Consider the following 12,171-nt stretch of genomic DNA (forward strand, 5'->3'; position numbering starts at 1 on the left):
TCCGCGCCGTACGATCTGCTCACCGTTCGGGGGAAACCGTGAGGAACCGTGGGGGAACTGTGGCGTACGGGGACCGAAGACTGCTGCGTGCCTGCTGCGCCGTACTGGTGGGCGGGCTGATCGCGACCGGTTGCACGGCCGACGGCGACGGGAAGAAACCCGACGGCAAGGGGACTACGAGCGCCTCGGCCGCCCCGACCGTGGCCGCCAGCCCCACGCCGACGGCCCTCGACTTCACCCCGGACCCGAAGCGGGCGCCGAAGACCACGGCCGAGGCCAGGCGCCTCGCTCTCGCCGTCGTCGCCGGCCCCGACGCCTGGGGCCCCGGCTACGTCAAGCGCACCCCGCACCTCAGCGACCCGGACTACTGGCCCGTACTCGCCGCCAACTGCTCCTGGGAGACCGGCACCCGGCCGGCCGACGTCCTCGCCAGCGTCACCGCCTACAGCGAGCTCCCCGCCGTCGGCGCCAAGGGCGTCCTACGGGTCGCCGCCACCGTCACCGTGCACCGCACCGAGTCCGACGCGGACTGGGAGATGGCGGCGACCCTCGAAGAGGCGCTGCGCTGCCCCGACCAGAAACTGCGCGACGGCGAGCGCATCACCGGCCTCATGTCGCTCGGCAACCCCTTCGGCGTCGGAGGCAACTCCACCGCCCACGACGCCCTCCGCGAGGGCGGCACCTATCTCAGCGACGCCGTGAAGGGCAAGCAGTTCTACAGCTGGTACCAGTCGCGGCTCGGCCAGGTCACCGTCGCCACCGTCGTCAAGGGCGCCCCCGGCTACAGCGAGATGAACGGCGCCACGACCACCGGCACGGCCCAGGCGCAGATCCAGGCCCTCATCACGATGCTCGAACGCGCCCAGGATCAGCTGGAGGTCCAGTCGTGAGCCCCGCCACCCCGCAGCCCCGGCCCGAGCGGCCGGAACCCGGCGCCCTCCAGCCGCTGCTGCCCTCCGACCCGTCGACGATCGCCGGCTACCGCCTCCTCGGTCGCCTCGGCGCCGGCGGCATGGGCGTCGTCTACCTCGGCCGCACGGCCGCCGGCGAACTCGCCGCCGTCAAGGTCACCCACGCCGACCAGGCCGACCAGCCCGACTTCCGGGCCCGCTTCCGCCGCGAGGTCGAGGCCGCCCGCCGGGTCTCCAGCCCGTGGGCCGTCCCCGTCACCGGCGCCGACCCCGACGCCCCCGAACCATGGATGGCCACCGCCTTCGTCGCCGGACCCTCCCTCGGCGAGGCCGTCACCGCCCACGGCCCGCTGCCCGAGCGGAGCGTCCGCCTCCTCGGCTGGTCCGTCGCCCGCGCGCTCGCCGCCGTCCACGCGGCCGGACTCGTCCACCGCGACGTCAAGCCCGGGAACGTCCTCCTCGCCGTCGACGGCCCCCGGCTCATCGACTTCGGCATCGCCCGCGCCACCGGGGAGACCGCGCTCACCGCCACCGACATGGTCGTCGGCACCCCCGGCTTCCTCGCCCCCGAGCAGGCCGAGGCCCGCAGCGACGCCATCGGCCCGCCCGCCGACGTCTTCGCCCTCGGCTGCCTCCTCGTGTACGCGGCGACCGGCCGGCCGCCCTTCGGCGCCGGCGCCGTGGACGCCCTGATGTACCGGACCGTCCACGACGAACCCGACCTCACCGGCGTACCCGAAGGGCTGCTCGACCTCGTACGCGCCTGCCTCGCCAAGGACCCGGCCGCCCGGCCCACCGCGGCCGAGATCGGCGTCCGGCTCGTCGAGGACAACCCCGGCGACGGCGCCGAATGGCTGCCCGCCCCCGTCGTCCGGACCATCGCCGAACGCTCCGCCCGGATGCTCGCCCTCCCCGAGATCGACGTCACCGAGGCGGGCGGCACCACCGCCCCGGCCACCCCCGGGAAGAGCAGACGAGGCTTCCTGCTGCTCGCCTCGGGCGCCGCCGCACTGGCCGTGGGCGGCGGCGCCGCGGCCGTCTGGGCGGGGGCCGGGGACGACGACAAGACCGACGGCAAGAAGCCGGCCCCGCCCCGCGCCCGTTGGGCGATCGGCGTGCTCGCCGACCTGTCCGGGCCGGCCAAGGACATCGGCCGGGCCCAGGAGCGCGGCGCGCGCCTGGCCGTCGAGCAGTTCAACGCCCGCAAGGACAAGCCCTTCCCGCTCGACCTCAAGGTCGTCGACGACCGGGGTGACGCGGGCCGGGCCCTGGAGGCCGCCAAGACCCTCACCACCGACCCCGGAGTCCTCGCCGTCCTCGGCCCCACCACCGACGCCGTCGGCCAGGCCGTCCTCCCCGCCTTCGAAGAGGCCGGGATCCCGCTGATCACGGTGTCGGCCGGGTACAACCTGCTCACCATGCGAACGGACGCCTCGAGGAACGAGACGTTCCTGCGCGCCATTCCGAACCACATCAGCGCGGGCACCCACCTCTCCTTCGCCGTCACGCTGCTGCCGCAGATCCGCCGCCCCGGAGTCCTGGAGGACCGGACCGAGGACCACTACAGCTGGCAGGTCACCGGCGGCGTGCGCTTCGGCTTCGGGCAGGCCGGCCTCACCCCGCACTTCCGGGTCGTCCCCGCCCACGCCGACGCCGCCGCGTACCGCCGCGTGCTCGGCGAGATGATCGACGCCGGCATGGACGCGTACATCCACTGCGGAGTCACCGAGACCGCCGTCCACGCCGCCCGCGCGCTCACCGAACTGGGCTTCACAGGGCCGAGGTTCACCGGCCAGGCCGTCTTCGGCCGGGACTTCGTCAAGCAGGCCGGGGCCGCCGCCGAGGGCTGGTTCGTGTGCGCGCCCGTCGCCGACCCCACCACGCAGAAGACGGCCGCCGCCTTCGTCGCTGCCCACCGCAAGCGGTACGGGGCGGCCCCCGCGTACTACGCGGGCGAGTCGTACGACGTCGTCACCATGACGATCAAGCAGCTGACGGCCCAGGTGAAGGCCGGAGGCAAGCCCGTGCGCAAGGGCCTGTGGGCCGCGCTGCGCAAGCAGAAGTACACCGGCGTGATGGGCGGTTACAACTTCAACGAGTTCGGCGACCTGGGGCTGGGCGGCACCTTCGTCTTCGCGGTGCACAACGGCGCGTACAAGCCGATCGGCTCCGCGCCGCTGCTGCCGAACAAGGCCGCGAAGAACGAGGAGAAGGCCTGACCCGTGCAGCCGCTCCGCAAGGCCGACCCGTCGACCCTCGCCGGCTACCGGCTGCTCGGGCGGCTCGGCGCCGGCGGCATGGGTGTGGTCTTCCTCGCCCGTTCCGCCGGCGGAACGCTCGCCGCGCTCAAACTCATCCGTGCCGAGCACGCCGCCGACCCCGGCTTCCGGGAGCGGTTCCGCCGCGAGGCCCGGGCCGCCGAGCGGATCACCGGCCGCTGGGTCGTCCGCGTCCTCGGCGCCGACCCGGAAGCCCGGGAGCCGTGGCTCGCCACCGAGTACGTCCCCGGACCCTCGCTCGCCGAGGCCGTCGCCCTGCACGGCGCCCTGCCCGAGCCGACCGTACGGGCGCTCGGCGCCCGGCTGGCGTCCGCGCTCGCCGACATGCACGACGCCGGGCTCGTGCACCGCGACGTCAAGCCGGGAAACGTGCTGCTCGCCCTCGACGGGCCCCGGCTCATCGACTTCGGCATCGCGCGCAGCGCCGGGGCGACCGCGCTGACCGCCACCGACGCGATGATCGGCACCCCCGGCTTCCTCGCCCCGGAACAGGCACGGGTCTCCGGCGCCGACGAGGTCGGCCCGCCGAGCGACGTCTTCTCGCTGGGCTGCGTCCTCGTGTACGCGCTGACGGGGAAACGGCCCTTCGGTACGGGCGCGGTGGCGGCCGTCGTCTATCGCACCGTCCACGAGGAGCCCGACCTCGACGGCGTACCGGACGCCCTCCTCCCACTGGTCGCCGCCGGCCTCGCCAAGGACCCGGCGGACCGGCCCACGGCGGCCGAGGTGCGGGCAGCGCTGGGGCACGCGGACGGCCCGGCCGGGGACTGGCTGCCGCCCGGCCTGCCCGCGCTGATCGCCCAGCGCTCCGCCCGGGTCCTCGATCTGCCCGTCGCCGAACCGACCGTGCTCACGCACGCGGAGCGGTCCACGGGCGTCTCGCGGCGACGGGTCCTGATGGCCGGTTCCGCCGCCGCCGTGGCGGGCGCCGGCGGCCTCACCGCCTGGCTGCTGACCCGCTCACCGGGCGGGACGGGCACGGGAACAGGTGGCACCGACGGCCCCCTCGCCTCGTACACGATCGGCGTCCTCACCGACCTGAGCGGCCCCGCCATGGCGGACGGGCGGGGGCAGGAGCGCGGCATCCGGCTGGCCGTGGAGGAGTTCAACGCCCGCCGCGACCGGCCCTTCGACGTACGTCTGCGGGTCGAGGACGACGGGGGGAGGCCGGAGCGCGCCAAGGCCGCCGCACTCACCCTGTTGCAGGACCCCGGCCTGGTCGGCGTCCTCGGGCCGGCCACCGCGCCGACCGCCGTGGCCGCCGCTGAGGAACTCGCCACCCGCACGGTGCCGTTGGCGAGCGTCGTCGCCGACGTGCCACCCACCGAGGTCGAGGGCCTCGGAGGGAAGGTCACCTACTTCCAGCCGCGGTCCTCCCATGACCTGATGACCGTGCCTTTCGGCCGCTACCTCTCCGAACGTGGGGCCGTCCGGACCGCCGTGGTGGAGGACCGGGCCGCCGACCGGTACAGCTGGTTCGCCGTCAAGAGCATGAAGGAGTACCCGCCGTCGGCGGAGAAGGGCGGGGTCGTGACCTCGCACCCCGTGAAGGCGGACAGCGAGGACTTCGGCCCCGCCGTACGGGCCGCCCTCGCGACCGAGCCGCAGGGCGTGATGTTCGCGGGCATGTCGCCGCGCAGGGCCGCCCTGTGCGCGAGGGCCCTGCGTGACCAGGGATACCGCGGTCCGTGCGGCAGCGTCGAGCACGTGCTCCAGCCGGAGTTCCTCACCGTCGCCGGTCCGGCCGCCGAGGGCTGGTTCTTCGGCACGGGGTACGTCGACCCCGACGGCCTCCCGGCGGCGCGGGACTTCACCGCCGCGTACCGGAAACGCTGGGGCATGGCCGGCACGGCACCGGTCGATCGGTTCGCGACGGAGGCGTACGACCTCGCCAACTGGACGCTGCGGTCACTGCGCACGGCGGCCACGAACAACGCCGGGGCCGTGGCCTCGGGTGTCCGGAACAGCCTCCTGCAGACCCCGTACGAGGGGCTCGCGAAGAGGTACGTGGCCCAGACGAGCCAGGACCGCCTCGCCGCGCTGAGGGGTCTCTTCCTCTGGCAGGTGAAGGACGGAGTGCCCCGGTTCCTCGGCAAGTTCGACGAGGCGGCGGCGAAGGGCACGTGAAAGGGCCCGGTCCGTCACCACGGACCGGGCCCTTGACGTCGTACGCGTGCTACCCGACGACCGTCCAGGTGTCGTTGCCCGTGAGGAGCTGCCCCAGGTCGCCCTTGCCGTAGCGCTCGACGGCCGTCTCCAGCTGCTCGGCCATGAGCGTGTCGTACACGGGTCGCTCCACCGAACGGAAGACACCGATCGGGGTCTGGTGGAGGGTGTCCGGGTCCGCGAGGCGGGAGAGGGCGAAGGCGGTGGTGGGGGTGGCCGCGTGGGCGTCGTGGACGAGGATCCGGGACTCGTTCTCCGGGGTGACCGTCACGACCTCGAGGTCGCCGGTGGCCGGGTCGCGGACGACGCCCTTCTCGTTCTCGGCGCCGAAGCGGATCGGCTGCCCGTGGTCGAGGCGGATGACGGCTTCCCTGGCCTGGTCCTTGTCCTTGAGGACCTCGAAGGCGCCGTCGTTGAAGATGTTGCAGTTCTGGTAGATCTCGACGAGCGCCGTGCCGTTGTGCTCGGACGCCTGGCGCAGTACTTCGGTGAGGTGCTTGCGGTCGGAGTCGACCGTGCGGGCCACGAAGCTCGCCTCGGCGCCGAGCGCCAGCGACACCGGGTTGAAGGGGGCGTCGAGCGAGCCCATCGGGGTCGACTTGGTGATCTTGCCGACCTCGGAGGTGGGGCTGTACTGACCCTTGGTCAGCCCGTAGATCCGGTTGTTGAAGAGCAGGATCTTCAGGTTGACGTTGCGACGCAGGGCGTGGATGAGGTGGTTGCCGCCGATGGACAGCGCGTCGCCGTCGCCCGTGACGACCCAGACGGACAGGTCGCGGCGCGAGGTCGCCAGGCCGGTGGCGATCGCGGGGGCGCGGCCGTGGATGGAGTGCATCCCGTAGGTGTTCATGTAGTACGGGAAGCGGGAGGAGCAGCCGATGCCGGAGACGAAGACGATGTTCTCCTTCGCCAGGCCGAGCTCGGGCATGAAGCCCTGGACGGCGGCGAGGACCGCGTAGTCACCGCAGCCCGGACACCAGCGGACCTCCTGGTCGGACTTGAAGTCCTTCATCGACTGCTGGGCCTCGGCCTTGGGCACCAGGCTCAGCAGAGTCTCCGTGGGCTCAGGCATCGATGGCCTCCTTGAGGGCGGCGGCGAGCTGCTCGGCCTTGAACGGCATGCCGTTGACCTGGGTGTGGCTGCGCGCGTCGACGAGGTACTTCGCCCGGACGAGGGTGGCCAGCTGGCCGAGGTTCATCTCGGGGATGACGACCTTCTCGTACCGCTTCAGCACCTCGCCGAGGTTCTTCGGGAAGGGGTTGAGGTGGCGCAGGTGGGCCTGGGCGATGTGGCCGCCCTCGCGGCGGATGCGGCGGACGGCCGCCGTGATCGGCCCGTAGGTGGAGCCCCAGCCGAGGACCAGGGTGCGCGCGCCGTCCGGGTCGTCGACGTCGACGTCCGGGACCTCGATGCCGTCGATCTTGGCCTGGCGGGTGCGGACCATGAACTCGTGGTTGGCGGGGTCGTACGAGATGTTGCCGGTGCCGTCCTGCTTCTCGATGCCGCCGATGCGGTGTTCGAGGCCGGGGGTGCCGGGGACGGCCCAGGGGCGGGCGAGGGTCTCCGGGTCGCGCTTGTACGGCCAGAAGACCTCGGTGCCGTCGGCCAGCTGGTGGTTCGGGCCGGTGGCGAACCGCGTCCGCAGGTCGGGGAGTTCGTCGACGTCCGGGACGCGCCAGGGCTCGGAGCCGTTGGCCAGGTAGCCGTCGGAGAGCAGGAAGACGGGCGTGCGGTACGTGAGCGCGATCCGGGCGGCGTCGAGGGCCGCGTCGAAGCAGTCGGCGGGCGTCCTCGGGGCCACGACCGGCACCGGCGCCTCGCCGTTGCGGCCGTACATGGCCTGGAGGAGGTCGGCCTGCTCGGTCTTGGTGGGCAGACCGGTGGACGGCCCGCCGCGCTGGATGTCGACGATCAGCAGCGGCAGCTCCAGAGAGACGGCCAGACCGATGGTCTCCGACTTCAGCGCCACACCCGGGCCACTCGTGGTCGTCACGGCGAGGGAGCCGCCGAAGGCGGCGCCCAGCGCGGCCCCGATCCCCGCGATCTCGTCCTCCGCCTGGAACGTCCGCACACCGAAGTTCTTGTGCTTGGACAGCTCGTGCAGGATGTCCGAGGCCGGGGTGATCGGGTACGAGCCGAGGTAGAGCGGCAGGTCGGCCTGGCGGCCGGCGGCGATCAGGCCGTACGAGAGGGCCAGGTTCCCCGAGATGTTCCGGTACGTGCCGGTCGGGAAGGCCCGGGTCGCGGGGGCGACCTCGTAGGAGACGGCGAAGTCCTCGGTGGTCTCGCCGAAGTTCCAGCCGGCCCGGAAGGCGGCGACGTTCGCCTCGGCGATCTCCGGCTTCTTCGCGAACTTCTGGCGCAGGAAGGTCTCGGTGCCCTCGGTCGGCCGGTGGTACATCCAGGAGAGCAGCCCGAGCGCGAACATGTTCTTGCTCCGCTCGGCCTCCTTCCGGGACAGGCCGAACTCCTTGAGGGCCTCCAGGGTCAGCGTCGTCAGCGGCACCGGGTGGACCCGGTAGCCGTCGAGCGAGCCGTCCTCCAGGGGCGAGGTCGTGTACCCGACCTTGGCCATGGCGCGCTTGGCGAACTCGTCGGTGTTGACGATGATCTCGCCGCCGCGCGGCACGTCCCCGATGTTCGCCCTGAGGGCGGCGGGGTTCATCGCGACCAGCACGTTCGGGGCGTCACCCGGGGTCAGGATGTCGTGGTCGGCGAAGTGGAGCTGGAAGGACGAGACGCCCGGCAGCGTTCCGGCGGGTGCGCGGATCTCGGCCGGGAAGTTCGGCAGCGTGGAGAGGTCGTTCCCGAAGGACGCCGTCTCCGAGGTGAAGCGGTCACCCGTGAGCTGCATGCCGTCACCGGAGTCACCCGCGAAGCGGATGATCACCCGGTCGAGCCGGCGCACTTCCTTCTCGGTGCCGTGGTGGGGCTTCGCCGGGGCGTTGCGCTGCTCCCCGACCAGGGCCTCACCGGCCTCGCTACTGACCTGGCTGGTCACTGAACTGGACCTCCCTCGCGGCAAGGGGTCTCTCCGCCGGAGGCGGGGAGAAGGCTCGGGGTGCGGTCGGTGATCGCCGGCTCCCGGAGATCACTTTCCGTCCCGAGGCCCACCCTACGACGGTCAGGCGGGCCTTCCCGGGACTTCTCACATCATGGACCTCTTTTTGAGACGCCCTCTTGCCCTGAATTGTCACGTTCTGTCGCCACCCGGAGTGTTCCGGAAAGTCTGGTTCCGCCTCATCCTTTGGTTCTAGGCCGGGCTGGCTGACAGAATGTCAGATGATCAGGACTTCAGGTACGTCAACACCGCGAGGACGCGGCGGTGATCACCGTCGCTGGGAGACAGGCCCAGCTTCAGGAAGATGTTGCTGATGTGCTTCTCGACCGCGCCGTCGCTCACGACCAGCGCTTTCGCGATCGCCGAGTTCGTCCGGCCCTCCGCCATCAGACCGAGGACCTCCCGCTCGCGGGGGGTCAGGTTCGCCAGCACGTCCTGCTGCCGGCTCCGGCCCAGCAGCTGCTGCACGACCTCCGGGTCCAGGGCCGTACCGCCCCCGGCGACCCGGACGACCGCGTCCACGAACTCCCGGACCTCCGCGACACGGTCCTTCAGGAGATAGCCGACGCCCCGGCTGGAACCGGCCAGGAGTTCGGTGGCGTACTGCTCCTCCACGTACTGCGACAGCACGAGGACGCCGAGGCCCGGGAACTCCTTGCGCAGCCGCACCGCCGCCCGGACGCCCTCGTCGGTGTGCGTCGGAGGCATCCGCACGTCCGCCACGACCACGTCCGGCAGCGCCCCCTCACCCGCGAGCCCCGCCACCGTCTCCACCAGCGCCTCGCCGTCCCCGACACCGGCGACGACCTCGTGACCCAGGTCGGTGAGGAGCCGGGTCAGGCCCTCCCTGAGCAGTACGGAATCCTCGGCGATGACCACCCGCACGCGCTCCGCCACACCCTGCACACCCATGCCCTGCCGCCCCCATGCTCCGGTCCTCCGTTGGAGCCCTCAGCATGGCACCCCGGGCGGTGCGCCGCCCCGTCCGGGGACGCCCGGAAGGATCTACGCACGCCAGGGCAGTTCCACCGTCACCGTCGTCGGGCCCCCCGTCGGCGAGTCCACCGCCAGCACCCCGTCCACCGCCCCCACCCGCTCCGACAGGCCCGCGAGACCGGACCCGCCGCCGAGCCGGGCACCCCCCACCCCGTCGTCCCGCACCTGGAGCATCAGCCGGTCGCCGGACCGCCACACGTCCACCCACGCGCGCCGCGCCCGGGAGTGCCGGCTGACGTTCCCGAGCAGCTCCGACACCGTGAAGTACGCGATGCCCTCGATCGCCGGCACCGGCCGGGCCAGCAGGTCCACGTCCACCGCCACCGGGACCGAGCACCGCGAGGCCACCGCCGAGAGCGCCGCGTCCAGGCCCCGGTCGGTGAGGACCGCCGGGTGGATGCCCCGGGCCAGGTCCCGCAGCTCCTGGAGGGCCAGCTTCACCTCGCCGTGCGCCTCGTCGACGAGTACCGCCGCCGCCCGCGGGTCCCGCGCCAGCTTCTCCTTCGCGAGCCCCAGGTCCATGGCGAGCGCGGCCAGCCGCGCCTGCGCGCCGTCGTGCAGGTCCCGCTCGATGCGCCGCAGGTCCGCCGCCGCGGTGTCGACGACCACGCCCCGGTCCGACTCCAGCTCCGACACGCGCGAGGCCAGGCGGGACGGCCCGAGGAGCCCGGAGACCAGGAGCCGGTCGACCGAGACGAACCCGCGCAGCACCCACGGCCCGACCAGTACGAACACCAGCCCGATCACGCTGGTCACGGCCACCTCGAACGGCGCGTCGAGGTAGAAGGCGTGCGTCGCGTCGCCGTACAGCTGGATCCCGTCCTGCCCCACCCACGTGGGGAAGACCCACTGCCACAGCGGGTACGTGAAGAGGCTCCAGCCCCAGGCCCACAGCGCCACCGTCACCGAGAACGAGAACACCGCCCACGGCATGTGCAGGATCGCGTACAGCAGGTGCCGCCACGAAGCCCCGCTCTTCAGCATCGCCCCCATCCACGAGAACGCCCCGCCCGTCCGCCCCCGCACCGGCTCCGGCGCGGCCACGTCGAGGCCCAGCAGCCCGCGCGCCCTGGCCCGCTCCACCGCGCCGAAGCCCCGGCACATCGCGAGCGCCCCGGCCAGGATCGGCACGCCGAGGAAGGTGATGAGCAGCCCGGCGCCGGCCGAGACGAAGGCGACGGAGAGCGCGAACCAGCAGACGCTCAGCGGAAGCCCGATCAGCACGTAGACGAAGGCGCGCCAGGTGCGGCCCTCGAACGGCGCGCGGATCGCGGCGGGGAGGTGGGAGGCGGCCATCGCGGGATTCCTTCTCTACGGGGGAGGGGGCGGGGGCGGTACTGGTTCCAGGGTTCCGTTCCGCCGCCCGCCGGACCATGAGGAGGGTGGGCGTCTACGGGCGGGGGTTTTCCCTACCGGACGGGAGTTCCCCCGGGCCAGGGGCTATCGACGGCTCACGCCGCCGGCCGCGCGCGCCACGGCAGCTCCGCCGTGACCGTCGTCGGGCCGCCCTCGGGGGAGTCCAGGACGAGCAGCCCGTCGACCGCGCCGAGCCGCTCGGCGAGCCCCGCGAGCCCCGTACCGCCGTCGAAGCGCGCCCCGCCCGCCCCGTCGTCCCGCACCAGGAGCATCAGCCGGTCGCCCGCCCGCCAGACCTCCACCGAGGCGGACCGGGCACGCGCGTGCTTGGAGACGTTCTGCAGGAGCTCCGACACCGTGAAGTACGCGATGCCCTCGATCGCCTCCGCCGGCCGCTCCGCCAGGTCCACGTGCACCTTCACCGGCACGGTGCAGCGCGCCGAGACGGAGGAGAGCGCGGCGCTCAGGCCCCGGTCGGTGAGGACCGCCGGGTGGATGCCCCGGGCGAGGTCCCGCAGCTCCTGGAGGGCGAGCTTCACCTCGCCGTGCGCCTCGTCGACCATCGCCGCCGCCGCCTCGGGGTCCTCGAGCAGCTTCTCCTTCGCGAGACCGAGCCCCATCGCGAGCGCCACGAGCCGGGCCTGGGCGCCGTCGTGCAGGTCGCGTTCGATGCGCCGCAGGTCGGCGGCGGCGGTGTCGACGACGACGCCCCTGTCCGACTCCAGCTCGGCGATCCGCCGCTCCAGCTCGTCGGAGGGCGAGAGCAGCCCCCGGACCATGCCCCGGTCGGCGTTGGCCAGGCCGCGGGCCAGGAAGGGCAGCACGGGCCAGAGGACGATGAGCGAGACCAGCGCGAGGGTGAACGTCACGATCCCCCAGGGCAGCCGGATCAGCCCGTACAGCTGGGTCCGCCAGGCCACCGGGTCCTTCAGCGAGCCCCACAGCCAGCCGAGGAAACCGCGGTGCCGCGGCGGCGGGGAGGGCTCGGCGACCCGCACGCCGAGCAGCCCGCGCGCCCGCGCCCGTTCGGACCGGCCGATGAGACGGGCGCCGCGCAGGCCGAGGGCGAGCAGCGGCAGCCCGATGACGGTGACCGCGAGGCCCACGCCGAGCGCGACGCTGACGACCGCGTAGACGAAGCCGGCCACCGCCGTGAAGAGGTTGGAGAGGAGGAAGGAGATCTCTTTCCAGGTCTCCTTCCCGTAGGCGAGGCGCAGCGGCGGACGGGACGTTTCGGGGGAGCCGGCGGAGTCGGGGGACTCGACGGGATCAAGATCGGCGGTCATGCTCCCCAGACTGCCGGTCGGCGGCGGCGTGACGCCATGGGGGAGGTGGGTCGGAAGAAGGGGGGATATCCCCAGGGCGCCGGGCCCACGAAGGCACCCGCGACTGCTTACGGTC

The 12,171-nt window shown here is 73.0% G+C and carries 8 protein-coding genes; 3 read left to right on the forward strand and 5 right to left on the reverse strand.

Annotated elements, in window-relative coordinates; all coding sequences use genetic code 11:
- The first annotated feature begins 59 nt into the window (after nt 1-59).
- The 3 genes from ACZ51I_RS23350 to ACZ51I_RS23360 are packed head-to-tail and all read left to right on the forward strand — an operon-like array spanning nt 60 to nt 5,317.
- Nucleotides 60-890 (forward strand): hypothetical protein, encoded by an 831-nt coding sequence (locus ACZ51I_RS23350; protein ID WP_468879052.1) that lies wholly within the window; start codon nt 60-62, stop codon nt 888-890.
- Entirely contained in the window at nt 887-3,130 is a 2,244-nt protein-coding gene (locus ACZ51I_RS23355; RefSeq protein WP_468879055.1) for a bifunctional serine/threonine-protein kinase/ABC transporter substrate-binding protein, read from the forward strand. Before ACZ51I_RS23350 ends, ACZ51I_RS23355 begins: the two co-directional genes overlap by 4 nt.
- Before the next feature lie 3 nt (nt 3,131-3,133).
- Nucleotides 3,134-5,317, forward strand: a complete 2,184-nt coding sequence (locus tag ACZ51I_RS23360) for a bifunctional serine/threonine-protein kinase/ABC transporter substrate-binding protein (RefSeq protein WP_468879058.1) — start codon at nt 3,134-3,136, stop codon at nt 5,315-5,317.
- A gap of 49 nt (nt 5,318-5,366) precedes the next feature.
- Here the strand turns inward: ACZ51I_RS23360 and ACZ51I_RS23365 are convergent, their stop codons facing one another.
- The 5 genes from ACZ51I_RS23365 to ACZ51I_RS23385 form a co-directional block, all read right to left on the reverse strand.
- Nucleotides 5,367-6,428 (reverse strand): 2-oxoacid:ferredoxin oxidoreductase subunit beta, encoded by a 1,062-nt coding sequence (locus ACZ51I_RS23365; protein ID WP_468879061.1) that lies wholly within the window; start codon nt 6,426-6,428, stop codon nt 5,367-5,369.
- Nucleotides 6,421-8,358 (reverse strand): 2-oxoacid:acceptor oxidoreductase subunit alpha, encoded by a 1,938-nt coding sequence (locus ACZ51I_RS23370; RefSeq protein WP_468879064.1) that lies wholly within the window; start codon nt 8,356-8,358, stop codon nt 6,421-6,423. The genes ACZ51I_RS23365 and ACZ51I_RS23370 overlap by 8 nt, the downstream gene beginning before the upstream one ends.
- A 285-nt stretch (nt 8,359-8,643) precedes the next feature.
- The gene (locus tag ACZ51I_RS23375; RefSeq protein WP_468879637.1) at nt 8,644-9,303 is read right to left on the reverse strand and encodes a LuxR C-terminal-related transcriptional regulator; all 660 of its coding nucleotides are present in this window, start codon (nt 9,301-9,303) and stop codon (nt 8,644-8,646) included.
- Between the two features lie 120 nt (nt 9,304-9,423).
- The gene (locus ACZ51I_RS23380) at nt 9,424-10,710 is read right to left on the reverse strand and encodes a sensor histidine kinase (RefSeq protein WP_468879066.1); all 1,287 of its coding nucleotides are present in this window, start codon (nt 10,708-10,710) and stop codon (nt 9,424-9,426) included.
- A 155-nt stretch (nt 10,711-10,865) separates the two neighbouring features.
- Nucleotides 10,866-12,056: a sensor histidine kinase gene (locus tag ACZ51I_RS23385; protein WP_468879069.1), complete on the reverse strand. Its 1,191-nt coding sequence runs from the start codon at nt 12,054-12,056 to the stop codon at nt 10,866-10,868.
- Nucleotides 12,057-12,171 lie beyond the last annotated feature (115 nt).

The organism is Streptomyces sp. NPDC034084 (assembly GCF_055575535.1).